The sequence below is a fragment of the Alteromonas sp. ABH4_456 genome, assembly GCF_056160645.1.
Map to the genome: position 1 here is coordinate 43795 of NZ_JBSWXO010000014.1, position 26171 is coordinate 69965.

Here is a 26171-nt window from a genome sequence, read left to right on the forward strand (position 1 = left end):
CTCCTAGAACTGAAGACCAGCTTCGCGAGCTGCATCAGCTAATGCTTTTACGCGACCGTGGTATTTAAAACCGCTGCGATCGAAAGCAACAACTTTGATGCCTTTTTCGATTGCACGCTCGGCGATAGCTTTACCCACTGCCGCAGCTGCTTCTGCATTACCAGTTGCTTTCAGATCTGCTGCCAGACCTTTTTCAACGGTAGAAGCCGCCGCCAGTACCTCAGAACCGCTAGGCGCGATTAACTGGGCATAGATGTGGCGAGGTGTACGGTTAATTACCAGGCGATGCGCGGCCAATTCACGGATTTTAGCGCGTGCGCGAGTTGCGCGACGTAAACGTGATGTTTTCTTATCCATCGTATCACCCACCTACTTTTTCTTAGCTTCTTTACGACGAACGTTTTCATCAGCATAACGAACACCTTTACCTTTGTAAGGCTCTGGTGGACGGTAGCCGCGAATGTTTGCCGCAACCTGACCTACAACCTGCTTATCCGCGCCTTTAACGAGGATTTCAGTTTGTGTAGGAGTTTCAACTGTAATGCCTTCAGGCATTTCATAAACTACAGGGTGTGAGAAACCTAAAGTCAGGTTCAATTTGGCACCTTGTGCTTGTGCACGGTAACCAACACCTTGCAACTGCAGTTTTTTCTCGAAACCTTCAGATACACCCAGGACCATGCCGTTCAACAGCGCGCGCGCAGTACCAGCCTGAGCCCATGCATCAGCAAAACCTTCACGAGGAAGTGCTTTCAGCTGGTTCTCTTCTTGTACAACTTCAACAGCGTCGTTGAATACACGTACCAGTGTACCTTTACTACCCTTAACAGTAACTTCCTGACCGTTGATTTTAACTTCAACGCCAGATGCTACGTTAACAGGGGCTTTTGCTACTCGTGACATTTCAACTCCTCCGATTACGCTACATAACCGATGATCTCACCGCCCATGCCTGCTTTACGCGCAGCACGGTCAGTCATCACACCTTTAGAAGTTGACACGATAGCAACGCCTAAACCACCCATTACTTTTGGCAGCTCATCTTTTTTCTTATAGATGCGCAGACCAGGACGGCTTACACGTTCAATTGTGTCGATTACTTGCTTACCTTCGAAGTACTTAAGAGTAACTTCTAAAGTAGGCTTAACGTCACCAGAAGCAGCGAAGTCAGTGATATAACCTTCAGCTTTCAGTACTTCACAGATTGCTACGCGAAGTTTTGAAGAAGGCATAACAACAGAAACTTTCTGTGCCATCTGGCCGTTACGGATGCGGGTAAACATATCCGCGATAGGATCTTGCATGCTCATTTTTAGCTACTCCTTACCAGCTGGCTTTTTTCAGGCCAGGGACTTCACCGCGCATCGCTGCTTCACGCAACTTGATACGGCTCAGACCGAACTTACGTAGGAAACCGTGTGGACGGCCAGTAACGCGGCAGCGGTTTTGCTGACGAGATTTAGCACTGTCACGTGGCAGTTGTTGTAGCTTCAGAACAGCATCCCAACGCTCTTCTTCAGAGGCGTTAACATCGCTGATAATCGCTTTAAGTGCGGCACGTTTTTCAGCATACTTAGCGACAAGCTTTGCACGCTTTACTTCACGGGCCTTCATTGATTCTTTTGCCATAACCCTACACCCCTTATTTTTTGAATGGGAAGTTGAACGCGGTCAACAGAGCACGTGCTTCATCATCAGTTTTTGCACTGGTAGTGATAGTGATATCCATACCGCGTACTTTATCCACTTTATCGAAATCGATTTCAGGGAAGATGATTTGTTCACGAACGCCCATGCTGTAGTTTCCACGACCGTCAAAAGATTTTGAACTCAGGCCACGGAAGTCGCGGATACGAGGAATTGCGATTGAAATCAAACGCTCTAAGAATTCCCACATACGCTCGCCACGCAGGGTTACTTTACAGCCAATCGGATAACCTTCACGGATTTTAAAACCCGCAACAGATTTACGCGCAACGGTAACAATAGGTTTTTGACCTGCGATAGCAGCCATATCGGCAGTCGCATTCTCAAGAACTTTCTTGTCAGCTACGGCTTCACCTAAACCCATGTTTAAGGTGATTTTTTCAATCCGAGGGACTTGCATGACGCTTTGGTAACTGAACTGCTTAGCAAGGTCAGCTACTACCGTTTCTTTATAGAAATCATGCAGTTTCGCCATCGTACTCTCCAATTAATTAAACAAGTTCACCGTTAGACTTAAAGAAACGAACTTTCTTACCGTCTTCAGTACGGAAACCAATACGGTCAGCTTTACCCGTAGCAGGGTTAACTACCGCAACATTAGAAACGTGCAGAGATGCTTCTTTCTCAACAATACCGCCAGCTACGCCCATATGAGGGTTTGGCTTCTGGTGCTTCTTGACAAGGTTTACACCTTCTACAACTACACGGTCTTCAGACACCAGCACTTTCAGGACTTTGCCTTGTTTGCCTTTATCTTTACCCGCTAATACGACTACTTCATCATCACGACGAATTTTTCTAGCCATTATCGTGACTCCTTATAGTACCTCTGGGGCCAGTGAGATGATTTTCATGAAGTTGTCACTTCTCAGCTCACGTGTAACCGGTCCAAAGATACGCGTACCAATAGGTTGCTTATTGTTGTTTAACAATACAGCCGCGTTTGCGTCAAAACGGATGGTAGAACCATCTGCACGACGAACGCCTTTTCTAGTACGCACCACCACTGCGTTCAGTACGTCACCTTTTTTTACTTTACCGCGAGGAATTGCTTCCTTAACAGTAACTTTGATGATGTCACCGATACCTGCATAACGGCGATGCGAGCCACCAAGAACCTTAATACACTGAACCCTGCGAGCGCCGCTATTGTCGGCTACATCCAGGTTAGTTTGCATTTGGATCATGTTAGTGCTCCGCTCGATAATTAAGACTCTCTCGAGTCGTTTGCGCTGATAAAAGCAGCAGATATTGCCGCTTTTATGTACATACCCCCATAAAAAGGGCGCGAAACTATAACAGAAAAGATTGGGAAGTGATAGTGCGTTTTTGAATTAATTTTAGACGATTTGCTTACGGTGGTACCGGGCCTGTGCGCCTTAATGGCCGTGGCTGTGAATAGGTATGCTAAGCGAGTAAATATCGATGCAAACAGCGGGTAAACTGTTCTTTGTCAACGGGCTTAGTTAAATAGTCATTCATACCGGCAAGTAAGCATTTTTCCCGTTCACCCACCAGCACATTTGCAGTCAGTGCGATTATAGGGACAATCTCCGCCTGTCCGCCAAGCTGACGAATTTTTTTCGATGCTTCGTAACCGTCCATGACCGGCATCTGGCAATCCATCAATATCAAATCATAGGGATGGTTACCAGCGATGCTTCTGATCACCATCTCAATAGCTTCAGCGCCATGGCCGGCGATATCACTCCCGATACTGAATTCTTTGAGCTGCTCTTTTACGACTATCTGATTGATTTCGTTATCTTCAACTACCAGTACCCGCTTTCCTGCCAGGTCCGCCGGTCTCAGTATGTCACCGGCGTCTTCTGTTTCATTTTCATGGTCTGACGCTTCATTCAGCTTCAGCGCAACGATAAACGTTGCCCCTTCTCCGGGTTTACTGTTAACACGAATACCGCCATGCATGTGCGCGGCTATCTGAGACACAATAGACAAGCCCAGTCCTGTGCCACCAAAGCGTCTTGTCGTATTGCTGTCACCCTGTCTGAACGGAGAGAATATGGTCGCCTGATGTTCCGGTGCGATACCAATTCCTTCATCACGGATCATAATCTGAACCAGATATTGCTGGCGGGCCTGCTTAATCGCTTTCAGTTTGATATTTATTGCACCACGGTCAGTAAATTTAATCGCATTACTGATGAGGTTTGTAAAAATTTGCCGTATCCGTGTTGGATCGGTAAGAAAAACCAGATCGTCAGTACCACGGGTATCGAGGGTCAATGAGAGTTGCTTTTTCTGAGCCGGCATAGAGAACAGCCGGTATTGTTCTTCAGCAATGCGGCTTAAGTTCACCGGAATGCTTTCAAGCTCAAGACCTCCGGCATCTATTTTTGAGAAATCCAGCACATCGTTAACGATTTGCAGCAAACTGGACGCGCTCTGCCCCGCAAGTTTACAAAATTCGTTTTGCTGCTCCGTCAACGATGTTTTCTTCAGGGCCTCCAGCATACCGACAATACCATTGATGGGCGTTCTGATTTCATGGCTCATATTCGCCAGGAAAAGACTCCGTGACTCCAGTGCCTGCTCTGCCACATGACGGCGGCTCTCCAGTTCCCTGGCCACTTGTATTCTGTGGGTCACATCCTGCGTAGCACCGAAAAACCGGATATTGTCAGGATCACTGGTGTCCACGGCCCCCTGTGTCTGCACCCAGAATTGCCGCCCTCCCAGTGAAACAGCTTCAAACTCATGAGACCACGGCGCTTCATCTTCAACGGACTTTTCCATCAGTCCCCGCAAGATTCCCACGTCTTTATCGTGTTTTACCACCCGTTGCATGGTGTCGAAAGTGATGTGATCCCCTTCGGGGATTTCGAAAAGTTTTACCAGAGAATCAGACAGAGAGATTTCACCGGTATTGCGGTTTATTTCCCAGGTACCCACCCTCGCCAGCTCTGACATCTGTAAATGCAGCAAATGCTGATGTTGTAATGCTTTTTGCTGTTCAACGATGGCCTGAAGTTGATGTTCACGAGCAATCTCAGTACCCACCCACTCCGCCAGAAGCACAATGTAATCAAGCTCGTCATTGTCGAACTGGCGTTCTTTGGCATCAACCCGGGAGAAATTCACTGTGCCGTAGCGTTCGCCGTTGACGAAATAAGGAATACCGATATAGCTTTTAAGTGCAAAAGCCTGATAAGCAGGATGAGACACGCCGGGGGATTTTTCAGCATCGTGATAAGCGACAATACCGTCAGCTGCCAGGGTGTCACGGCAGTAAGTATTTTTCAGCTCAAAACTGTCGCCCTTCTGAAGAGCATCTTCTGGAGAAATGGCAGAAACGACCGTATAGACGCCATCTTTGATATGACTGACAATGCCAAGCTCCATGTCGAAGGCATCAAGACCAAGCTGTAACAGCCGCTTTAATTTGTCTTCAGTCGAGCTTTTACCGTCTGCAGAAATAGCATGTAGCGCTTTTATCAGTTTCATATTGCCCCGTTTGAACGCTTAGGACTCTCCTTAAAGATTAACACACAAAATAAAACGGGGTGGAAACATTCCCTGTTTCCACCCCGCTGTTCACCGGAAAGGGGCGCCGGTGCTTTCGTTAATCACGTATCAGTACAATACGTTGATTTCATACCCTGTTGCTGTATCTGCCGGCTCGACAGTAACGATGTAGTTTTCTTCTTCTGTGAAACCGTACAGTGCAGTACGGTCAAGCAGTACCTGCTCATCGTTCTCGTCTTCATATACTGCGATGATTTCGTAGTAGTCAGAAGGCAGAACCAGCGTGCTGCTTTCAGCAAGCTCAAGATTCATGGTGTAGTAATCGGCAGTGTCGATAGTTTCATCGCTGCGCACCAGATAGAAATCGATATTATCGAAATCGCTTACCAGATTGATGAAGTTAACGGTTTTGTCGTAAGACTGGGGCAGACCACTTTCAACAAACGTTGCTGCAGCCAGTTTGCCGTCAGCTTCGTAAATCATAATCGCCTTACTTTCGCCCTGATTAAGGGTGATCAGCTTGTTAGTCAGCGCTGTTGCACTGCCGTCTTCAGTTTGCACAGTGACACGGTAGTCACCGTATTTGATTTCGGTAAAATCAGAGAGTTCACCGGCAGACAATGTGAATTCTGTGTCTTCTTCACCGTCATTGCCACCGAAGGTAACCGTCAGCGGTGATGTGGATTCTGTGCTGTTGTAGATACGGTATTGTGCATCAGCATCTACGTCTGTCACATTTGTCACATATGAAGAATTCAAAATAGTATCAATAGACATACCTGCCTGAATAGCACCACTGACGTCACGAATAGCTAGCACATACTCAGTATCGTAAGTGAAATCCAGTGTTTGTGATTCGAAAACCACTTCGGTAGAGCCCGGTTCTGTGAGGTAAATCGTGTATTCATCTGAATCAAAATCTCCACTGTCGTCATCCGGATCCCAGAAAGTCATTTCAGACAATTCCTGATAAGACACAGTACCCAGATAGTTTGCCGCTTCAAACGGGTCGCCGTCTTCAGCCAGGTAAAAATCGTACTGAGATTCATCCACCATCATGCTGGTAACGAACAGGCGGAAATGGTCATCTAAAGACTCACGCTCAAATTTGTATTCGATGAATTCAGGCTGACTGAAATCACCGCTCAGAACGATCAACGTTTTGTAACCGGTACTGAGGTTGACCGTCATCTCTTCAAGCAGGATTTCCTGATCGTCAGAGTCGGTGCGGATGAATTCCAATTCCAGGTCACCGGAATCAGCTGAAATCAGTGAGGTTGTGTCACCGAATTGTGCAGAACCTAAATCGTCGCCGTCAACTTCACGCATTGTGACAGTTGCTCCGTTAGGTGAAGCATTGTAAAACTGAATGTATGCGTACGAGTAGTCTGAACTGCTGTCTGACCCGCCGCAGGCGGTCAGGCCAACAGCAACGCCAACGGCAGCAAACAACTTAATAAGCGACTTAAGTGTGCGGGATACCATAAAAACGTAAATCCTTAACTGAAAGTAGTGATTGATGTCCGGATTAACCGGAACGTCGTTATTTTACCCCGTTAAGTCTCTCTGAAACCCGCGTCAGTTCGACGATTTACGCAATCTTTGCACTGTTTACATTGAACTGAAGAATCGAACAATTTGATCCATTTAAGCAACAAAAAGGCCGGTAAACACCGGCCGTTACACTGTATGCTGAAAATAAGCTTATTAATCAGGTCAGAAGCGGTGCGGGCTGCAGGTGTAAAAAAGGCCACAAAATGTGGCCTTGATTTGAAAATCAGCTCTGGCGTTGCCTGACTATTTCGTACAAACACACCCCCGTCGCCACCGACACATTGAGTGACGACACAGCGCCGGCCATGGGTAATTTAACTAACTGGTCACAATGCTCACGGGTGAGTCTGCGCATGCCTTTGCCTTCAGCGCCCATTACCAGTGCTGTGGGCCCTTTCAGGTCAACATCATAAATAAGCTGTTCTGCTTCTCCGGCAGTACCGGCAATCCACACGCCTTTTTCCTGCAAATGCTTGAGCGTACGGGCAAGGTTGGTAACCTGAATAAGCGGAACAGACTCTGCGGCACCACAGGCAACTTTTCTGGCTGTAGCAGTAAGGCCACCGGATTTATCCTTGGGTACGATTAACGCATGCACACCGGCAGCGTCGGCGGTACGTAAACAGGCGCCAATGTTATGAGGGTCGGTAACACCATCAAGCACCAGCAGAAAAGGTTCTGCGTGACGGCTCAGGATAGCATCAAGATCGGCTTCATCCAGCGCCCGTGCAGGCTTGGCACGTGCAACCACGCCCTGATGCTGTTCGCCCTGCACTTTATCATCGAGTACCTTGCGCTGACAAAACTGCACGCTGATCCCAAACCGTCTGGCCTGATTAATAATATTCTTGAGACGGTCGTCATCACGGCCTTTGAGTACCAGTACTTCCAGTACCCGCTCCGGCTCGTTTTCCAATACCGACTGCATGGCATGCAGACCATATAACCATTCTTGTTGCGCCATTTACTTTTTCTTACCTTTACCTGATTTACTACGGGATTTCTTCGGCGCACGGGTTGCCGGCTTCTTACTGTCAGAACGGCGATCGGTTTTACCTTTCTCCCGCGATTTACGCCCTTTTCCGGTGGCAGACGATTTACCGCCTTCTCTGCGGTCAGTCGTGTTCCTGCGATCACCGGCAGATTTTGATGCTGCCGTTCTCACCTGCACTTTTTTGCCACCGCGGCCGCGCAGCATAGTGCCGTCGAGAATTAAATCAATCTTTCTTTCATCCAGGTTCACCGCTGCCACTTTCACCGATAAGGTATCGCCTAAGCGGAACTGCCGTGCGCCGGACTCACCTTGCAAAGTTTGTTTAACATCATCATAGCGGTAGTAATCATCGTCCAGAGACGTAATGTGAACCAGGCCATCAATATGGTAGTCCGTAATACGCACAAATAAACCGAAGTTAGTCACTGAACTGACAACACCTTCAAAGGTAGAACCCACGTGATCCTGCATAAACTCACACTTGAGCCAGTCGGCCACATCACGGGTAGCATCATCGGCACGACGTTCGGTCATGGAGCACTGTTCACCGAGTTGTTCCACTTCCTCAACGGTATACGCTTTCGGGCCGGTAACCTTTTGCTTCTGCTTTTTAAGAATCGCTTTAATGGCGCGGTGCACCACTAAGTCCGGATAACGGCGGATTGGCGAGGTAAAGTGTGCATACTCTTCCAGCGCAAGACCAAAGTGTCCTACGTTATCGCAATCGTAAACCGCCTGCTTCATAGAGCGAAGCAGCATGGTTTGAATAAGCTCCTGGTCCGGACGGGCTCTGATCTTATCTACCACATCGGTGAAATCTGCAGGGCTTGCCCCTTCAGTGATACGATGGGGAATGCCTACTTCTCCTAAATAGGAGGTAAATGCCGTCAAACGGTCTGCATCAGGTTTGTCATGCACCCGGTATAATGCAGGCTGGTTATGCTTCTCCAGCATTTTTGCCGCACTGACGTTCGCCATGATCATGCACTCTTCAATCATTTTGTGCGCGTCGTTACGGACTACCGGTACAATGTTTTCTATCTTGCGCTGAGCATTGAAAACGAATTTACTTTCCTGCGTTTCAAACTCGATGGCACCACGCTGGGCACGGGCACGTTTCAATGCCCGATACAAATCATGCAAGTTACGCAGATGAGGCACCTGAGCCTCGTATCGCTGATGAAGTTCTTTGTCGCCTTCCAGGATCTGCCACACTTTGGTGTAGGTCAGACGGGCGTGAGAATTCATCACCGCTTCATAAAACTGATACTTATCCAGCTTTCCCTGCTCAGTAATTGTCATTTCGCAGACCATACACAGGCGGTCTACTTCCGGATTCAGTGAACATAACCCGTTCGACAGCACTTCCGGCAACATGGGAATAACCTGATCAGGGAAATACACGGAATTACCACGATTCTGTGCTTCTTTATCGAGGGCCGTACCCAGCTTCACATAAGTACTCACATCGGCAATGGCCACCCACAACTGCCAGCCCCCTTCATCCAGCGGCTCACAGAACACAGCATCATCGAAGTCACGGGCATCTTCACCGTCTATCGTTACCAGTGGTAACTGACGCAGATCGATGCGTCCTTCTTTAGATTCTTCCGGTACGTCTTCAGTAAACCGCTTAACGTAGCGCTCAACGGCGTCAGGCCAGACATGAGGGATATCGAAGGTACGCAGGGCCATTTCGATTTCCATGCCGGGCGCCATGTGGTCACCGAGGATTTCGATAATTTTTCCGACAGGACTGATGCGGCGGCGGGGACGCTGAGTGATCTCAACAACCACCACCTGCCCCATACGGGCACCTTTCGTTGCTTCCGGCGGGATCACAATTTCATGCTGAAGACGGCTGTCATCAGGCATCACAACGGCAATGCCCTTTTCTACGAAGAACCGGCCGACAATGGGCTCGCTGCGGGGCTCAATAACCTGATTGATGAAAGCTTCCCGGCGTCCACGGCGGTCGGTACCGCTTTCACGGGCTTCAACGAAATCGTCGTGCATGAACAGATTCATCTGTCCGGCACTGATAAATAAATCGCCGCTGTTGTCTTCAGGGCGAAGGAAGCCGTACCCGTCACGGTGACCGATAATACGGCCACGGATCAGTTCATCACGGTTTTGCAGCGCATATTTCTTCTGCTTGGTGAACTGCACCTGGCCCTGACGCTCCATGGCGCGCAGGCGGCGCTGAATGCCAATCCGGCTGTCTTCTTCGAACGCGTCCACCAGCGAGCAGATTTCTAAAAAAGACAAGGGCTTGCCCTGCTCTTTCATGACAGACATTAAATACTCACGGCTGGCTACCGGATTATCGTATTTCTCTTTTTCTCGCTGAAAATGGGGATCGTCGCTCATGTACTCACTTATTGATTTTGCTTTGGCGCCATTATAACAGTTATTTGCCAAAAGCATTGCACTGTTCAACAGTTATCCAACTCCACCTGCCACGAATTCGTCATATATGCTGACTAGTATGAGCTTTTACCCGGCTCAGGATGACACATGGACCGCCGTTTATTTCTTAAATTATCCGCCGCACTGAGCGGCAGTATGGTTATTTCTACCGGTTTAACCGGGTGCACTTCAACTGCAGGCTTACCGGAGAATCCGGTTTCTTTTTCTCATGGTGTTGCCAGTGGTGACCCGTCTGCGGACAGCATTATCTTATGGACCAGAGCAGTGCCTGCCGGCAACTCCCCTTCGGCAACGGTTTTCTGGGAAATTGCAGCAGACAGTAACTTCTCAGATATCATCCGTTCGGGACATGCCAAAGCCATCGCTGCCCGTGACTACACAATAAAAGTAGATGTACGGGAGTTATCACCGTCCACCCGCTATTTTTACCGGTTTTCAACTGCCACAGAAACATCACCTGTGGGGAAAACACTTACTTTACCGGCGGGAAAGGTCGACAACGTCAAACTCGGATTGTTCTCCTGCTCAAACTACCCTGCCGGTTTTTTTACGCCCTATCTGGCAGCTTCTGCAGATGAGAGTATCGACTTTGTATTGCATCTCGGTGACTATATTTACGAATATGCCGGGGACGGCTACGCCACAGAGCGTGCTGCTGAATTAGGCCGCACATTCGCCACTGATAACAATGAAGAAATTATCACCCTTGCGGACTACCGGAACCGGTACGCGATTTACCGCACTGATAAAGGCTTAAAAGCCCTGCATCAGAATAAGCCCTGGATTGTAGTGTGGGACGACCACGAAGTGGCAAACGATACCTACACCACAGGTGCCGAAAACCACCAGCCGGATGAAGGCGACTTCTTTAAACGCCGCGCCGCTGCGGTACAGGCCTACTATGAGTGGCTGCCCATCCGGCCACCGGTGAGCGACACAGATCCAACAATCTACCGTACGTTCGAATTTGGTGACTTGCTGTCACTGTACATGCTGGACACCCGTATTATCGGACGGGATAAGCAACTTAGTTACGCCGCTTTTACTGACGAAGAGACCGGCCAGTTTGATGACATCGGCTTCACTGCCGCGCTGATGGCAGAAGACCGCACTATGCTGGGCTTGCAACAACGGGACTGGTTATTTGAATCCCTGGAAAAGAGTAAAGCGACCTGGCAGGTGCTGGGACAACAGGTATTAATGGGAAAAATGTTTTTCCCGGCAGAAATTTTCTCCGGTACACCACGGGAAGAAATTCCTTCAAAAATCCATGCTCTTGCTGATATCCGCCGCAAACAAATGGCCGGACAACCGGTGAGCGATGAGGAAACCGCGCGGCTAAACACTACGATGGCATACAACCTCGATGCATGGGACGGCTATCCGGCAGAGCGGGAAACACTTTATAAGCAGTTCAGGGAAAAAGGGAAAGCGGCAGTCGTCTTTGCCGGCGATACGCATAACGGCTGGTGCAACAAACTGACCACCGGCGACAATCAGGCTGTGGGTATAGAGTTCGGCACATCCAGTGTCTCGTCTCCCGGAATGGAAAGTTATCTGACGATGGATAACAATGAGGCACACCGCCTGGCACAAGCTCTGCCCCTGCTGGTGAAAGATCTTGAATACTGCAATCTGAACCTGAGAGGATACATGACAGTGACCTTTACGCCTCAGGAGGTAGAGGCTAACTGGTTATACGTAAGCAGTATTTCATCGGAAGATGTTCACATAGCCAGTGTCCATACCGCCAGGTTCACCCAACCTGAGCTGCTAAGCTGACCAACCCACTACCGGACGGGAAGACCGCACTGTCAGGTCTGCTTTTTATAGCAGCAGAGATAGTTTACCGCCATGGAAGGCTTGGTTTTCCAGTGTCCGGTGAGCGGGTTAAGCTTAAACCCGCTTTGTGTGTGACGTACAAACTGACTGCCTGTCCAGCTGTCAAGCTCCTCAGGTGTCACGAACTTTGACCAGCTGTGCGTACCCACCGGCAGATAGCGCATAACATATTCGGCCCCCACAATAGCAACAATAAAACTGCGAAAAGTACGGTTTAAGGTTGCCAGAATGAGTAACCCGCCCGGTTTAACCATGGAGGCGCATTCCTGAATCAGCGTTTGCTGATCAGGTACATGTTCTACCACCTCAGCATTGATAACCACATCATACTGTTGTCCTTTATCTGCCCATTCACCGGCCAGACAATGGTGGTAGCTTACAGGCAAGTTTTGCTTCAGTGCATGCCGTCTTGCAACTTCGACACTGGTCGCACTGGCATCAATGCCGGTCACGTCTGCGCCACGCTTAGCCAGAGGCTCGCAAATCAACCCGCCGCCACTGCCAACATCCAATACTGATAAGCCCTCAAACAATGCATCGGCCAATCCCTTAGGACGAAAATGCTTATTGATAGCCTGTTCGATAAAATCTACCCGCGCGGCATTGAAAGACAGCGCGGTTTTATATTTACCGTCAGGATCCCACCATGCATCAGCCAGCGCATCAAAGCGGGCGATTTCCTGAGCGTTCACATTCGCTGTCGCAACCGGTGGGCTTAACTGACTTTTATCTAACATATTGAGGCCTGTTCACTGTTATCAGGGATAATAGAGACAACTTTTCTTTTATTAAATCAACCTGGCGGATGATAGCAAATGAAAAAAATCTCACGTAGGGTTACAGCCGGTTGTGACACCGGCCCGGGTTTATTCCCTTACTGACGGTGGATCAGGGTGTTCTGATAACCATCAACCTGGTTTCGGTCATATCTTCGATGGCATAGCGGATCCCTTCCCTGCCAAGACCGGAATCCTTCACTCCGCCATAGGGCATATTGTCAACCCGCCAGCTTGGCACATCGCCGATCACTACGCCGCCGACTTCCAGAACATCCCACGCTTTATGAGCTTTATACAAATCACGGGTGAAAATGCCTGCCTGCAAACCATAGCGGCTGTTATTAACCTCTTTTAAGGCTTCGTCATAATCGTCGAATGGCACTAATACCGAGAGCGGCCCGAAAGCCTCTTCTGCACTGGCGTTACAGTCTGCCAGTACGCCTTCCATGACGGTGGCATCGAGCATAGCGCCTTTTCGTGTGCCACCACACAGAACCGTTGCGCCGGCCTCTCTGGCTTCGTGGATCCAATCCTCCAGCCTTTCTGCCTCAGACTCTGAAATCATAGGGCCGATAAACGTGTTTTCATCTGCAGGATCGCCGGCCACTAATGCCGATACTTCATGAACGAATTTTTCACGGAAGGTTTCATAAATGTTTTTGTGTACCAGTATACGCTGCACACTGATACAGCTCTGACCGGACTGGTAATAGGCGCCAACGATAATGCGTTTGATAGCATCATCAATATCAGCATCTTCATCCACGATGCAGGCAGCGTTACCGCCAAGTTCCAATACTACTGGCTTTTTACCGGCTTTGGCTTTAAGTGCCCAGCCCACATCGGGGGAGCCGGTAAAACTCAACAGCTTCAACCGTTCGTCAGTAGTAAACAAATCCGCACCGTCACGGTTACATGGCAGAATGGAAAATGCCCCTTCAGGTAAATCTGTTTCTGCCAGCACTTCACCGATAATCAACGCGCCGATGGGTGTTCTTGAAGCAGGTTTCAGAACAAACGTACAACCGGCAGCAATCGCCGGCGCGACTTTATGCGCGGCCAGATTTAACGGAAAGTTAAACGGCGAGATAAATGAACAGGGACCAATGGGCACCCGCTTTGTCATGCCCTGGTAGCCGGAAGCGCGGGCGGATATCTCTAGGTTCAGCACCTGACCTTCTATACGCACACATTCTTCAGCCGCTATCTGAAAAGTATCAATCAGGCGGGTTACTTCTCCCTGCGCATCTTTTATCGGTTTTCCGGCTTCAATACAGAGCGCCATTGCCAACTCGTCCTTACGTTCCGTAAAGCGTTTTACGCAATGTTCCAGTACCGCTTTACGTTCATAGGGCTTCATAGCCGCCATGGCCGGTTGCGCCTTTTCTGCCGCAGCAATGGCTTTGTCGATAACATCAGCACCGGCTTTGGCCACTCTGGTTGCCACTTCACCGGTATACTTGTTCGTAACTTCCAGATCGGTATTAGCAAACACAGGTTTGCTTGCAAGATAGTAGGGATAGCTTTCATTCAACATGTAAGAACTCCTTAAAGCTTGTCACTTAATTCGCGGATTGTCTGATTCAGCGTTTCATCATTCATGCTGTAATCAACCGGGCAGTCCACCACATGAACGCCGGGCGTATTAATGCACCGGGTGATAACCTCGCTGAGTGATGTGGTATCTTCGATGCGCCAGCCTTTGGCGCCATAGCTGTTGGCATATTGCACGAAGTCAGGATTCCCGTAGTCCAGCCCGAAGTTGTCGAAAGACATATGAGCCTGTTTCCATTTGATCATGCCGTAAGCGTCATCCCGGAGAATAATGACAGTCAGATCGAGATTGAGTCTGACGGCAGTTTCCAGTTCCTGACTGTTCATCATAAAGCCACCGTCACCGCATACACTGATTACGGGCTTGTCAGGGTTAACGAGTTTTGCAGCAATAGCAGATGGAAGACCGGCCCCCATAGAGGCAAGGGCATTATCAAGCAGTAATGTGTTGGGGTGGTAAGCCGGATAGTTTCTGGCAAACCAGATTTTGTACACGCCGTTATCCAGCGTCACAATACCTTCATCCGGCATCACTTTGCGGATATCGCGGACAAAACGTTCCGGCAGAACCGGAAACCGGTCATCATCTTCCGCTTCCCGCCTGTGGTTGACATAGGCATCGTGCACATCTTTATAAAAATCCAGCTTCCAGCCGGACTGAGGCGATACCTTTTCCATTATTTGCCAGATACTGTTAGCGATGTCGCCGACAACTTCTGCCTGAGGGAAGTACACAGGGTCAACAGCGGCCGGCTCAAAATTAATATGAATAACTTTCTTTCCGTCGTCGTGCATAAAAAACGGCGGCTTCTCAACCACATCATGGCCTACATTGATAATGAGATCAGCACGGCTGATGGCACGGTGGACAAAGTCACCGTCGGATAACGCAGTGTTTCCGGCAAACAGAGGATCACTTTCATTAAGCACCCCTTTTCCCATTTGGGTGGTGACAAACGGGATCCCTGTTTTATCTACAAACTCTCTGAGCATTTTTGCTGTGAGTTTACGGTTTGCGCCGGCACCGATAAGTAACAATGGAGACGCAGCCCTTTCAATCATCTCAACAGCTTCGCGGATGGCTTTATACTCTGCTATCGGTCTGCGGGTATAACTGGGCTTCAACAGGGACGCTGAAGTGCTTTCATCAGCAATGTCCTCCGGCAATTCAATGTGCACTGCGCCGGGGCGTTCTTCTGATGCAAGGCGGAAAGCTTCACGCACCACAGACGGGATACGGTCACCGCTGACAATCTGGGTTGTGTATTTAGTGATAGGACGCATCATATCTACCACATCAATGACCTGAAAACGCCCCTGTTTGCTGGTTTTTACCGGCTTCTGGCCAGTGATCATTAACACCGGCATAGCGCCGAGTTGCGCATAGGCGGCGGGCGTCACTAAATTCGTTGCGCCGGGGCCGAGGGTAGATAAACACACGCCAACTTTACCGGTGAGCCGGCCGTAGGTGGCGGCCATGAATCCCGCTCCCTGTTCGTGGCGGGTCAGCACAAGTTTAATGTCAGATGTGCGGAGAGATTCCAGTAAATCGAGGTTTTCCTCACCCGGAATACCGAAGATGTATTCCACACCTTCAGCTTCAAGCGCTTTAACAAAGAGGTCTGAGGCTTTCATTCCGTTCTGTCGCTCCTTACGTTTACTAGCTGGTAAGGTGTGCTACGGCGGGAAAGCTAAAAGCGATTAGGTTTGTTTACAGTTCCGGGCCGGAACGCCGGGTCAGTCGGTGAGTTGCTCCTGCCAGGCTGACAATTTTTCCTGCGTGGCGCGGTCGACCGCAGCCTTATTATTACTTATCCACCACTTCTCCATAATCTGCACATTTTTACTGTTAGATTTATAAAAGAAGTCGGCAATATCGCCAACAAACGGGATGAAGCCGAGAGCGAAGTCCATAATAGAATTACGTACCATAGTTTTAAGCAAGCCGGATGGCATGCCCATCTTTTTTCCAAGAGAGATAATACGAAAACCGGCAATGAGCATGGCTGCGTCACCGGCGCCCGGGATGAGACCGATAATAGAATCAAGCCCGATACGGAAGGGAATAACAGGCAACTTTATCGCCGTATCCAGCATGTTTGCCCATTTTTGTGCCTTGAGCAGCTCTTCCGGAGCTTTTACATTACTGTCCATGGTCATTCTCCTGTTCAACGATAAATAGCCGGGCTGATCCGGCTTTTATCACCGGACAGCTTACCTGTCTGCACCGAGGGCTTTCGCCAGTGCTTCCCGTTTACGGTTTTGTGCAGATGCCTGCCAGCCGTGCAGATTACGTTCGATGAGCGTCATTAACGTATCTATATGTGCCGGTGAGTCGTTTAGCGCAGGGATATATTCAAAACGCTTTCCGCCCGCTTCCATGAAGTAGTCTTTGTTTTCCTCACCGATTTCTTCAATGGTTTCCAGGCAGTCCGCAGAAAACCCGGGGCACAGTACCTGCACGGACCGCACGCCTTTACCCGGCAATCCTTTCATGGTTTCGTCAGTGTACGGCTGAAGCCACTCTTCGCGGCCAAAACGGGACTGGAAGGTGGTCATGTATTCGTCCGATTTCAGATCCAGCGCTTCAGCCAGCAATCTTGATGTTTTATGACACTCGCAGTGGTATGGATCACCATTGGTCAGATAACGCTTCGGGATCCCGTGATAGGACATAACCAGCAAATCAGCTTTGCCGTTTTCCTCCCAATGCTGCCTGACACTTGCAGCCAGCGCTTCGATGTAAGCGGGTTCGTCATTGTAGTGCGTGACAAAGCGCAATTCCGGCATCCAGCGGCGGCGGGTAAAATCGGCTGCCACAGCATCAAAAGTCGACGCAGTGGTGGATGCACAATATTGCGGATACAGCGGCAGTACTACCAGCTTTCTCACGCCCTGACTGAGCATTCTGTCGATGGCAGACGCCACGGACGGCTGCCCATAGCGCATGGCAAAATCAACTACCACATCGTCGCCGTATTTCTCCCGGCACTTCTCTGCCAGTGCTGCATGCTGAGCCTTAGTGATCGCCATTAACGGTGAACCTTCGTCTGTCCACACTGTGGAATAGGCTTTTGCAGACCGTCCGGGCCGGAAGTTAAGGATCACCCCGTTGAGTACGAACCACCAAATCAGGCGGGGAACTTCGACAACCCGGGGATCGGAAAGAAACTCTTTCAGGTAAGGCTTCAGCGCTGCTTTAGTCGGCTGCTCAGGTGTACCTAAATTGGTGATCAGCACGCCCAGCCGGTCTGCCTGGCCATGTGTGAAATGGGTAGAGTTAATATATTTCATGCTGCTTTACCTGGAATCGCTGCCAACTAATCAAAAAGACAATTAATTATACTGAACCTGAGACAATTTTGATCCCCGGAATCAGACATTTATAACGATTATTTGATTCAGTTTAAGCGATTACTATCGCTGCGGGTCGCCAATAAAAAAGGCCGGTATTCGCCGGCCTCAGGGACATTACATTTCGTTAAGGTGTATAGAAGGTTGCCGCACCCGGTCCAACAGGCATACCAAGAAGGAATACCCAGAAGAAAAACAGCAGCGACCAGCCAAGGATAAATACCATAGAATAAGGCAGCATCATGGCAATCAGAGTGCCCATTCCGACATCCTTACGATACTTAGCCGCCATAGCGAGGATCAGACCAAAATAGCTCATCATCGGCGAGATCACGTTGGTAACCGAGTCGCCGATACGATATGCAGCCTGAATCACTTCCGGTGCATAACCTAATAACATCAGCATGGGTACGAAAATGGGCGCAGTCACAGCCCACTGCGCCGAGGCACTACCCAGCGACAGATTCACCAGTCCGCACATTAAAATAAACAGAATGAACACCGACGGCCCGTCAAGACCCGCGGCCTGCAACAACGCAGCACCTTTAACGGCGAGGAACGTACCAAGGTTTGTCCATTTAAAGAAGGCTACAAACTGGGCGGCGAAGAATACCAGCGTGATGTAGAGACCCATTGCTCCCATGCTTTTCGACATGGCGTTAATCACATCGCGGTCATTTTTCATCGAGCCTGTTACCCTGCCGTATACGAAACCGGGTATCGCAAAGGTAATGAAAATAAAAGCGACGATGCCTTTAAGAAAAGGTGACCCGGTAATAAGGCCGGTTTCCGGATTTCGCAACGGGCCATTTTCAGGTACGACGGTAAGTGCCAGCACAGCACACACTGCCACGAATGCAAAGCCGGCCATTTTCAGACCTTTCTTTTCCAGAGCCGTTGGCGCTTCCATGGACTGGCCTTCCAGTTCCACAGACGCATCCGATTCGTTGTACTTACCCAGCCTTGGCTCGACAATTTTTTCAGTCACAAAGGTGCCCATGATGGCAATGACAAAGGTACTGATGAACATGAAATACCAGTTTACTTCCGGGCCAACCACATATTCAGGGTCAATCATATGCGCGGCAGCTTCAGTGATGCCGGAAAGTAACGGATCAACGGTGCCAAGTAACAGGTTAGCGCTGTAACCCGCCGACACGCCGGCAAATGCAGCAGCCAGCCCGGCCAGCGGATGACGCCCCAGAGAATGGAAAATCATAGCAGCCAGCGGAATAAGGACAACATAACCCAGCTCAGATGCGGTATTTGAAAGAATACCGGCAAACACCACGGCGAATGTGACCACGCGCTTAGGTGCACCCATAACCAGGGAACGCATCAGCGCGGAAAGCATACCGGAGTGCTCAGCCACAGAGACACCCAACAATGCCACCAGCACAGTACCGAGCGGCGCAAAGCTTGTGAAATTGGTCACCAGACCGGTAACGATGCGCTGAAGACCTTCAGCACTCATCAGCGAAATGACTTCGATCATGCCGTCTGCTTCCCGGCCTTTTGCGCCTTCAGGACGGGGATCGGCCACAGCCACATCGAAGTAGCCCAGGATGCCACTTAAGATGACGATGAATACAGAAAGTAATGCGAATAATGTGATCGGATGCGGCAACAAATTCCCGAGCCACTCTACGGTAGCCAAAAATCGTGCGAACCATCCGCTCTGTGCAGCATCCCCGCGGGACGGCACCTGAGACTGATTGGAACTCAAGATAAACCTCTGTCGTTTTTATTCAGATCTGCATTTTATGCAGCCTGATTATAATAATGTCGCGCACAGTATAGCGAATAAACAGCGTCTTCGCAGCAAAAGGGCTGTAAAGCGGCTATTTTCCATACTTTAGGACGACGAAAAAAACGTCTGACAGTGGGTTTTAAGGGCATAAAAAAACCCGCTTAAAGCGGGTTTTTCAGTAAGTTACGATTTATTTACCCTTGGAATTATCCAGGTATTTAAAGAAATCGCTGTCCGGTGCAAGCACCATCACATCATCTTTACCATTGAAGCTCTTACGATAGGCATCCATACTGCGAAGGAAGCTATAGAAATCAGGATTTTTAGAGTAAGACGTTGCATAGATTTGTGCTGCCAGTGCGTCACCTTCACCACGTACCTGACGGGCATTACGCTCGGCGTCTGCCAGCATAACGGTAACTTTTGCATCGATATCTGCACGGATCACTTCAGCTTGTTCCTGACCTTCCGAACGGTGTTCACGGGCTACCGCAGCACGCTCTGCACGCATACGCTGGAAGATCGCGTTACTCACTTCGTTAGGCAGGTTAATTTGCTTAACCCGCACGTCAACAATTTGAATACCCAGTTCTTTAGAGGATTCGCTGGCTTGTTCCATTGCCTGATTCATCAGTGCAGAACGCTCACCGGATACAATTTGTGCAATAGTGCGGGCACCGAATTCAGAACGCAGACCGTTGTTCACCTTCTGTTTCAGAAGCGCCTCTGCCTGCAACTTATTACCACCTTGTGTAGAGAGATAATATTTTGCGAAATCAGCAATTTTCCACTTCACGTAAGAATCGACGATAAGGTCCTTCTTCTCTGAAGTCACGAAGCGGTCAGGCACATCATCCAGCGTTTGAATGCGGGCATCCAGACGACGGACAGAATCGATAAACGGCAATTTGAAATGCAGGCCGGGCTCGAATACGCGTGTTTCGCCGGTGGCGTCATCACGTTGTACTTTACCGAACTGAATAACTATCGCTCTTTCGCCTTCGCTTACCACAAATAACGAGCCGGACAGCAAAATAACAAACAGTACTACTACTGCAATGAGTAAGTTCTTCATGCGTTATTCTCCTCCGTTACCGAAACGACTGTCACGGAAACCAGAACTCTGCGTTGCTGAGCCGGATGAGTTACTGCCGGATGAAGATGGCAGCGACTGATAAGACGAAGATGAACGGGCCGGCGCAGATGATGATTTTTGTTCCATCATTTTATCCAGCGGCAGATACATCATGTTATTTCCACCTTTGCTGTCGATAAGCACTTTACTGGTTTTACCCAGTACCTCTTCCATCGTTTCCAGATAAATACGCTCACGGGTAACCTGAGGCGCAGCTTCAAACTGAGGCAGAAGCTCAGAGAATCGGGCCACTTCACCCTGCGCTTCCAGAATGACACGCTCTTTGTAAGCCTGCGCTTCTTCATTCATCCGGTTAACCTGACCACGGGCACGGGGTTCAATTTCACGTGCATAAGCTTCGGCTTCGCGGATGAAACGCTGTTCATCTTCCTGAGCGGCGATAGCATCATCGAATGCATCTTTCACTTCTTCAGGCGGACGGGCATCACGGAAGTTCATATCGGTGATGGTGACACCAAGGTCATAAGGTTCAAGGATAGATTGCAACTCTTCCCAGACACGTTGACGGGTAACTTCACGGCCATCGGTTAATACGTCATCCATTTGTGAGTGACCTACAACGTAACGGATTGCACTGTCGAGTGCCTGGCTCAGGCTCATTTCAGGGCTGGTTACCGCAAACGTCCAGCGATACGGGTCTACCACGCGGTATTGCATTTCCATCTGAACACGCACCACGTTTTCGTCTTCAGTCAGCATGGAGCCGCTGGACGCCTGGTCGCGGATAGATGTGACATCAACCGGAATAACGGTATCGATAAAGGTTGGCTTCCAGCGAAGTCCCGGTTCTACCTGCTGAGAATATTCACCGAAACGAAGCACTACACCACGTTCTGATTCACGGATGGTATAGAACCCGCTTACCACCCAGATTACGGCCAGCAGTGCGATTAGAATAGCGGCACCGACTGTGCCCAGGCTTTTACCTGAACCACCGTTGCCACCGCCCATTTTTCCGAATTTACCAAACAGGTTTTTGAACACGTCGTCCAAATCCGGGGGCCCCTGATCGCGACCGCCGCGGTTTTTCCACGGGTCGTTATTTTTGCCACCCGGCTCATTCCAAGCCATGCTGATACTCCATAAGTGGTTAACCCCCGATAACTGAATATACTGCCCGCGATGAACAGCCGTTCAATTATTTTGGGATCTGATTTTAAAATCTGTCGTTACGAATCTGTCATTTAATGATGTACCACATAGCCGGACAAGCCGTCATCGAGGCGTTTTTCTAAACGGTTCCAGTCGCTGGTGGGCATTCTTACATCCACTACCCAGTCACCGCCGTCGTCATAGGCCTCATTTGCGATACAATTTAAATCATACAACACCCCGCGCAATTTACTTTGCGCCGGGGGGATCCGCAGTGTGTAACTTACCATGCTCTGTCCTAAGCAATCGGTAAGTGCTTTACTCAATAAATCGAGCCCCTCTCCGGAATGAGCAGACACCCATACACGAACAGGTACACCCTCGTCGTCTCTATCTATACGCGGTGATATTTCATCAAGTTTATCAATCTTATTACAGATTATTAATTGTTGAATATCATCTGCTTCAATTTCTTCAAGCACCGCATTCACTTCATCCATCGTTTCACGATAGTTTGCTTCTGCCACATCAACAACATGAAGTAGTAAATCCGCTTCCTGTGTTTCCTGCAACGTGGCTTTAAATGCTGCAACCAGATCGTGAGGGAGATGACGGATAAACCCGACGGTATCTGCCAGAATGGCCGGCCCCACATCCTGCAAGTCAATTTTGCGCAGAGTAGGATCCAGCGTAGCAAACAGCTGGTCAGCTGCATACACGTGGGAATTTGTGATGGTATTAAATAACGTCGATTTCCCTGCGTTGGTATAACCAACCAGAGAAACCGTGGGAATTTCGGCACGTTTGCGCGATCTGCGCCCTTGCTCACGTTGTTTCTGTACTTTCTCCAGCCTGCGGAGAATGGCCTTAATCCGGCCACGTAACAACCGGCGGTCAGTTTCGAGCTGAGTTTCACCCGGACCACGCAGACCTATCCCGCCTTTCTGACGCTCAAGGTGTGTCCATCCGCGAATTAACCGGGTAGAAATATGTCGAAGCTGTGCCAGTTCCACCTGCAGCTTACCTTCATGTGTCCGGGCACGTTGTGCGAAGATATCGAGGATAAGGCCGGTACGATCTAGGACCCGGCATTTGCAGATGGCTTCGAGATTCCGCTCTTGAGACGGCGATAACGCATGATTGAAAATCACTACGTTAGCATCATGCGCTTTCACAGAAGCAGCAATCTCTTCGGCTTTACCAGAACCAACGAAATACTTAGCATGTGGAGCACTGCGCGACGTCGTAAGTACGTCTACCGCATTCACTCCCGCAGAAGATACGAGCAATTCAAGCTCGGCGAGATCTTCTTTGCTGTTCTCGTCAGCAAAATTTACATGAACAAGAATAGCCTGTTCACCGGCTTCATAACGGTCAAACAAGCAATGTACCTTTTAAATTATTCACTTTTACTATTTTCAGCATCCCCTTGGGTTGAGCTAGGCATAGTGATAGCACGTGATGGTACAACCGTTGAAATGGCATGCTTGTAAACCATCTGGCTAACTGTGTTTTTCAACAGAATCACGAACTGGTCGAACGATTCCACTTGCCCCTGAAGTTTGATCCCATTTACCAGATAAATGGATACGGGAATACGCTCTTTTCTTAACGCATTCAAGAATGGGTCTTGTAGTGATTGCCCTTTAGCCATTTGATATCCTTAGTTTTTATTATTTCCATGGCAAACATATACGTTTGCCACCGCGCTTAATGTATAACACACTCCAACACTTAAAGTGTGATTTTTGACAAAATATTCGTCAAATTATGGTTAGCAAACGTGTCAAGCCAGTGCAGTTCCGGCCAGCCTCTTAACCAGGTCAGCTGCCGTTTTGCAAGTTGACGCGTTGCAATAATACCTTTCTCACGCATTTCTGCATAGTCGAGTTGCCCTTGTAAATACTGCCACGCCTGACGGTATCCTACTGAACGTATAGAGGGTAAATCTTCATGAAGATCACCCCGGGCAAACAATGTCTTCACTTCATCAATGAAGCCATCTTCAAGCATCATATCGAACCGCTGTTCAATACGACCGTGTAACACTGCTCTGTCTTCCGGTGCTATCGCAAATTGCGTCACCTGAAAAGGACATGGCTCGCCCTTTTCGGCCTGCCAGTCAGTGAGGCTGCGGCCGGTTGACCGGTAAACCTCAAGCGCCCGTGTTACACGCTGCGGATCATTCGGGTGAATGCGGGCGCCACTTACAGGGTCTACACGAGATAATTCATCGTGTAAGGCTTGCCATCCATGCGCCCCGGCATCCCGGACAATGCCCGCTCTCACCTCATCATCAGACTTAGGTAAGGGCGATATACCATTTATCAAGGCATTAAAGTACATCATCGTACCACCCACCAGCACCGGCAGTTTGCCACGCTGATGGATATCGTTAACCAGCGAAATAACATCGCGGCGGAATTCCGCCACGGAATACGTTTCAGACGGATCGATAATATCAATCAGCCAGTGTGGCGCCAGCGCCTGTTCTTCCGCGGTCGGCTTTGCCGTACCGATGTCCATGCCTTTATACACCAGCGCCGAGTCAACACTGATAATTTCACAAGGTACGCGTTGTGACAGCTCCAGCGCCAGACCTGTTTTACCGGAAGCGGTAGGCCCCATAATACTTACGACGGGCTTCATATTCTGACTTTCACTCATTCCGGCCACGTCTCTATTAATCTGCCTGCCGGCTGGCTGCGACCCTGTTGCTCCAGCACGGTAATCTGTTCACTGACAGGCATCAATTCAAATCCGTGCCACACTGCTGTAAGAATATCAGCCGGTACGGTTGTCACTGATATTAAAGACTTTAGCACATCATTCAGGTTCTGCCCGCCGGAAGTCAGCATGACCGGAAACCAGTTCACCCACGGAAAATGTCTGCATCCTGAAGGTGCCTGTTGTAACCGGTATTTACCTGCCACCAGACTGATTTCAAAGTGGTGATCCTGCAAAACCTCAACGGTTTGTTCACTTACGTTCGTATTGGCCACTGATACCGGCATCAGCAATGGTTGCGATGTGCCGGCCAGCTCAATTTGAGCCGCCACCCATTGGGCGATTATAGCGTTTACAGATAAAAGCAAACAGTTGTTTTTATGACAGTAAATTCTTACATATTCATTTAAGTGCAAGAATGATAACGCAGAGGTCTCCTGCGTATCAATCTGTGAGCTGAGCAAAGTGCTGTAGCGCTGCCCGTAATCGGCCACCGTTGCGGCAGGCACCGGTGCACTGCGGTGACGGCCCGTTCCTGCTGCCGCCCCGCTTCCGTGATAGCGTCCCTGTGCAGTTCCGGCAGAGGAACCAGCAAAAGACTGTGAAGACCGCGGCACGGATTGCGTTGCTGTTGTGCTGTATCCGTTATTTTCCGGGGAATGCCCCTGATGTGTACCCTGCGGCTGCGCCGGTGCAAGGGGGCGAATGTAATCGTGTTCCGGCTCATCAAATTGCGCAGTCTCACCGGTGTCACCGTCACTGAGCGCGTCAGCCACAGCCTTACAGATAAAATCATGTACAAGGCGGCTTTGTTGAAAACGGACTTCATGTTTAGCCGGATGCACATTCACATCCACATCACGGGGATCAACGGTCAGGTAAACCACGAAAGACGGTTGTTCCAGCACCCCCCACACACTTTCATAAGCCTGACGGATTGCGTGCAGGATGAGTTTGTCCCGCATACCCCGGCCGTTTACAAAACTGAACTGGCTGTCGGTACTGCTTCTTAGCATGGTCTCATTGCCCAGCCAGGCTTCAAGTGTCATGCCGTCATAGCCGGTTTTCACGTAAACCGCGTTGCTCAGAAACTTTTGCCCCATTACCGCACTGATACGGCGGGTCAGAGGATCAGCTGACGAAGCCTGATAACGCTTTGTCATCTTGCCGTTGTGTTTCAGCAAAAAGGACACGTCGGGATGGCTGAGTGCAATCCTGCGGACCACATCTTCGATATGCTGATATTCGGTTTTTTCAGTGCGCAAGAACTTGCGTCTTGCCGGCGTATTGTAAAACAAATCAGCCACGTCGATAGTCGTGCCATTCGGATGGGCAACCGGGTTTACGGTGACCTCCATGTCACGACCTTCACAGTGAGCCTGCCATGCCTGTTCCTGATCTTCCGGTCTGGAAGTCAGAGTAAGCCTGCTGACTGAGCTGATACTGGCCAGTGCTTCACCGCGGAACCCTAACGACATGATTTGTTCGAGATCATCCAGCGTTGCAATTTTACTGGTTGCATGACGGCTGAGCGCCAGGGGTAATTCGTCTTTACAGATGCCGCCACCGTTGTCACGCAATCTGATGCGCTTATGCCCGCCTTTTTCAATATCCAGTTCGATACGTGTGGCACCGGCGTCGAGACTGTTCTCAATTAGTTCTTTAACAACAGACGCAGGTCTTTCTACCACTTCGCCGGCAGCGATTTGGTTCGCTAACTGCGGTGGGAGTAGCTGTATAGGCAAG

Annotated in this window: 24 protein-coding genes; 1 reads left to right on the forward strand and 23 read right to left on the reverse strand. The window is 49.5% G+C overall.

Going from position 1 to position 26171, the window contains the following annotated elements; translation table 11 throughout:
• Positions 1 to 3: 3 nt before the first annotated feature.
• From rplR to rnr, 11 genes are all read right to left on the reverse strand, one after another.
• Complete coding sequence (gene rplR, locus ACXAG2_RS18110; protein WP_119503270.1) at positions 4 to 357, reverse strand: 50S ribosomal protein L18; 354 nt, start codon at positions 355 to 357, stop codon at positions 4 to 6.
• 12 nt (positions 358 to 369) lie between these two features.
• Positions 370 to 903 (reverse strand): 50S ribosomal protein L6, encoded by a 534-nt coding sequence (gene rplF / locus ACXAG2_RS18115; RefSeq protein ID WP_474843514.1) that lies wholly within the window; start codon positions 901 to 903, stop codon positions 370 to 372.
• Between the two features lie 14 nt (positions 904 to 917).
• Positions 918 to 1310, reverse strand: coding sequence for a 30S ribosomal protein S8 (gene rpsH, locus ACXAG2_RS18120; RefSeq protein WP_119499869.1), 393 nt, complete (start codon positions 1308 to 1310; stop codon positions 918 to 920).
• 13 nt (positions 1311 to 1323) lie between these two features.
• Positions 1324 to 1629, reverse strand: coding sequence for a 30S ribosomal protein S14 (gene rpsN / locus ACXAG2_RS18125; protein WP_070125769.1), 306 nt, complete (start codon positions 1627 to 1629; stop codon positions 1324 to 1326).
• 13 nt (positions 1630 to 1642) lie between these two features.
• Positions 1643 to 2182 (reverse strand): 50S ribosomal protein L5, encoded by a 540-nt coding sequence (rplE, locus tag ACXAG2_RS18130; RefSeq protein WP_119499868.1) that lies wholly within the window; start codon positions 2180 to 2182, stop codon positions 1643 to 1645.
• Positions 2183 to 2198: 16 nt separating this feature from the next.
• Entirely contained in the window at positions 2199 to 2513 is a 315-nt protein-coding gene (rplX, locus tag ACXAG2_RS18135) for a 50S ribosomal protein L24 (RefSeq protein WP_119499867.1), read from the reverse strand.
• Positions 2514 to 2525: 12 nt separating this feature from the next.
• Positions 2526 to 2894 carry a 50S ribosomal protein L14 gene (gene rplN, locus ACXAG2_RS18140; RefSeq protein ID WP_070125772.1) on the reverse strand — a complete coding sequence of 123 codons (369 nt, stop codon included), beginning with the start codon at positions 2892 to 2894 and terminating at the stop codon, positions 2526 to 2528.
• Between the two features lie 220 nt (positions 2895 to 3114).
• The gene (locus tag ACXAG2_RS18145) at positions 3115 to 5172 is read right to left on the reverse strand and encodes a GAF domain-containing hybrid sensor histidine kinase/response regulator (RefSeq protein ID WP_474869309.1); all 2058 of its coding nucleotides are present in this window, start codon (positions 5170 to 5172) and stop codon (positions 3115 to 3117) included.
• Positions 5173 to 5301: 129 nt separating this feature from the next.
• The gene (locus ACXAG2_RS18150; RefSeq protein WP_474869311.1) at positions 5302 to 6678 is read right to left on the reverse strand and encodes a DUF4397 domain-containing protein; all 1377 of its coding nucleotides are present in this window, start codon (positions 6676 to 6678) and stop codon (positions 5302 to 5304) included.
• A 292-nt stretch (positions 6679 to 6970) separates the two neighbouring features.
• Positions 6971 to 7711, reverse strand: coding sequence for a 23S rRNA (guanosine(2251)-2'-O)-methyltransferase RlmB (gene rlmB / locus ACXAG2_RS18155; RefSeq protein WP_119499863.1), 741 nt, complete (start codon positions 7709 to 7711; stop codon positions 6971 to 6973).
• Entirely contained in the window at positions 7712 to 10111 is a 2400-nt protein-coding gene (rnr, locus tag ACXAG2_RS18160; protein WP_474869313.1) for a ribonuclease R, read from the reverse strand.
• Between the two features lie 147 nt (positions 10112 to 10258).
• Between rnr and ACXAG2_RS18165 the strand changes: the two genes are divergently transcribed.
• Entirely contained in the window at positions 10259 to 11953 is a 1695-nt protein-coding gene (locus tag ACXAG2_RS18165) for an alkaline phosphatase D family protein (protein ID WP_474869316.1), read from the forward strand.
• A gap of 32 nt (positions 11954 to 11985) precedes the next feature.
• Here the strand turns inward: ACXAG2_RS18165 and ubiG are convergent, their stop codons facing one another.
• From ubiG to mutL, 12 genes are all read right to left on the reverse strand, one after another.
• The gene (gene ubiG, locus ACXAG2_RS18170) at positions 11986 to 12750 is read right to left on the reverse strand and encodes a bifunctional 2-polyprenyl-6-hydroxyphenol methylase/3-demethylubiquinol 3-O-methyltransferase UbiG (RefSeq protein ID WP_474869318.1); all 765 of its coding nucleotides are present in this window, start codon (positions 12748 to 12750) and stop codon (positions 11986 to 11988) included.
• A 151-nt stretch (positions 12751 to 12901) separates the two neighbouring features.
• A complete protein-coding gene (locus tag ACXAG2_RS18175) occupies positions 12902 to 14329 on the reverse strand; it encodes an aldehyde dehydrogenase family protein (protein WP_474869319.1) in 1428 nt (475 codons plus the stop codon).
• A gap of 11 nt (positions 14330 to 14340) precedes the next feature.
• The gene (locus ACXAG2_RS18180) at positions 14341 to 15981 is read right to left on the reverse strand and encodes an acetolactate synthase large subunit (RefSeq protein WP_474869322.1); all 1641 of its coding nucleotides are present in this window, start codon (positions 15979 to 15981) and stop codon (positions 14341 to 14343) included.
• Positions 15982 to 16083: 102 nt separating this feature from the next.
• Entirely contained in the window at positions 16084 to 16500 is a 417-nt protein-coding gene (locus tag ACXAG2_RS18185) for a DUF4112 domain-containing protein (RefSeq protein WP_474843535.1), read from the reverse strand.
• Positions 16501 to 16560: 60 nt separating this feature from the next.
• A complete protein-coding gene (gene hemH, locus ACXAG2_RS18190) occupies positions 16561 to 17640 on the reverse strand; it encodes a ferrochelatase (protein ID WP_474848904.1) in 1080 nt (359 codons plus the stop codon).
• Between the two features lie 187 nt (positions 17641 to 17827).
• The gene (locus tag ACXAG2_RS18195; protein WP_474869325.1) at positions 17828 to 19426 is read right to left on the reverse strand and encodes an AbgT family transporter; all 1599 of its coding nucleotides are present in this window, start codon (positions 19424 to 19426) and stop codon (positions 17828 to 17830) included.
• Between the two features lie 214 nt (positions 19427 to 19640).
• The gene (gene hflC / locus ACXAG2_RS18200) at positions 19641 to 20525 is read right to left on the reverse strand and encodes a protease modulator HflC (RefSeq protein ID WP_474843541.1); all 885 of its coding nucleotides are present in this window, start codon (positions 20523 to 20525) and stop codon (positions 19641 to 19643) included.
• Between the two features lie 3 nt (positions 20526 to 20528).
• The gene (hflK, locus tag ACXAG2_RS18205) at positions 20529 to 21677 is read right to left on the reverse strand and encodes an FtsH protease activity modulator HflK (RefSeq protein ID WP_119499854.1); all 1149 of its coding nucleotides are present in this window, start codon (positions 21675 to 21677) and stop codon (positions 20529 to 20531) included.
• 113 nt (positions 21678 to 21790) lie between these two features.
• The gene (hflX, locus tag ACXAG2_RS18210) at positions 21791 to 23080 is read right to left on the reverse strand and encodes a ribosome rescue GTPase HflX (protein ID WP_119499853.1); all 1290 of its coding nucleotides are present in this window, start codon (positions 23078 to 23080) and stop codon (positions 21791 to 21793) included.
• Positions 23081 to 23097: 17 nt separating this feature from the next.
• The gene (gene hfq, locus ACXAG2_RS18215) at positions 23098 to 23352 is read right to left on the reverse strand and encodes an RNA chaperone Hfq (RefSeq protein WP_119499852.1); all 255 of its coding nucleotides are present in this window, start codon (positions 23350 to 23352) and stop codon (positions 23098 to 23100) included.
• Positions 23353 to 23432: 80 nt separating this feature from the next.
• Positions 23433 to 24365: a tRNA (adenosine(37)-N6)-dimethylallyltransferase MiaA gene (gene miaA / locus ACXAG2_RS18220; protein ID WP_474843546.1), complete on the reverse strand. Its 933-nt coding sequence runs from the start codon at positions 24363 to 24365 to the stop codon at positions 23433 to 23435.
• Complete coding sequence (gene mutL, locus ACXAG2_RS18225; protein WP_474869328.1) at positions 24362 to 26170, reverse strand: DNA mismatch repair endonuclease MutL; 1809 nt, start codon at positions 26168 to 26170, stop codon at positions 24362 to 24364. The genes miaA and mutL overlap by 4 nt, the downstream gene beginning before the upstream one ends.
• Position 26171: the final 1 nt, after the last annotated feature.

Bases quoted from the DNA above. Each gene is read 5' to 3' on its own strand.
- hflK (WP_119499854.1), bottom strand. From the start codon at position 21,677: ATGGCTTGGAATGAGCCGGGTGGCAAAAATAACGACCCGTGGAAAAAC.
- rplE (WP_119499868.1), bottom strand. From the start codon at position 2,182: ATGGCGAAACTGCATGATTTCTATAAAGAAACGGTAGTAGCTGACCTT.
- ACXAG2_RS18185 (WP_474843535.1), bottom strand. From the start codon at position 16,500: ATGGACAGTAATGTAAAAGCTCCGGAAGAGCTGCTCAAGGCACAAAAA.
- ACXAG2_RS18150 (WP_474869311.1), bottom strand. From the start codon at position 6,678: ATGGTATCCCGCACACTTAAGTCGCTTATTAAGTTGTTTGCTGCCGTT.
- ACXAG2_RS18175 (WP_474869319.1), bottom strand. From the start codon at position 14,329: ATGTTGAATGAAAGCTATCCCTACTATCTTGCAAGCAAACCTGTGTTT.
- ACXAG2_RS18180 (WP_474869322.1), bottom strand. From the start codon at position 15,981: ATGAAAGCCTCAGACCTCTTTGTTAAAGCGCTTGAAGCTGAAGGTGTG.
- rplX (WP_119499867.1), bottom strand. From the start codon at position 2,513: ATGGCTAGAAAAATTCGTCGTGATGATGAAGTAGTCGTATTAGCGGGT.
- ACXAG2_RS18165 (WP_474869316.1), top strand. From the start codon at position 10,259: ATGGACCGCCGTTTATTTCTTAAATTATCCGCCGCACTGAGCGGCAGT.
- rplF (WP_474843514.1), bottom strand. From the start codon at position 903: ATGTCACGAGTAGCAAAAGCCCCTGTTAACGTAGCATCTGGCGTTGAA.
- miaA (WP_474843546.1), bottom strand. From the start codon at position 24,365: ATGAGTGAAAGTCAGAATATGAAGCCCGTCGTAAGTATTATGGGGCCT.
- hfq (WP_119499852.1), bottom strand. From the start codon at position 23,352: ATGGCTAAAGGGCAATCACTACAAGACCCATTCTTGAATGCGTTAAGA.
- rlmB (WP_119499863.1), bottom strand. From the start codon at position 7,711: ATGGCGCAACAAGAATGGTTATATGGTCTGCATGCCATGCAGTCGGTA.
- hemH (WP_474848904.1), bottom strand. From the start codon at position 17,640: ATGAAATATATTAACTCTACCCATTTCACACATGGCCAGGCAGACCGG.
- ACXAG2_RS18145 (WP_474869309.1), bottom strand. From the start codon at position 5,172: ATGAAACTGATAAAAGCGCTACATGCTATTTCTGCAGACGGTAAAAGC.
- rnr (WP_474869313.1), bottom strand. From the start codon at position 10,111: ATGAGCGACGATCCCCATTTTCAGCGAGAAAAAGAGAAATACGATAAT.
- rpsH (WP_119499869.1), bottom strand. From the start codon at position 1,310: ATGAGCATGCAAGATCCTATCGCGGATATGTTTACCCGCATCCGTAAC.
- rplN (WP_070125772.1), bottom strand. From the start codon at position 2,894: ATGATCCAAATGCAAACTAACCTGGATGTAGCCGACAATAGCGGCGCT.
- hflC (WP_474843541.1), bottom strand. From the start codon at position 20,525: ATGAAGAACTTACTCATTGCAGTAGTAGTACTGTTTGTTATTTTGCTG.
- ubiG (WP_474869318.1), bottom strand. From the start codon at position 12,750: ATGTTAGATAAAAGTCAGTTAAGCCCACCGGTTGCGACAGCGAATGTG.
- rpsN (WP_070125769.1), bottom strand. From the start codon at position 1,629: ATGGCAAAAGAATCAATGAAGGCCCGTGAAGTAAAGCGTGCAAAGCTT.
- rplR (WP_119503270.1), bottom strand. From the start codon at position 357: ATGGATAAGAAAACATCACGTTTACGTCGCGCAACTCGCGCACGCGCT.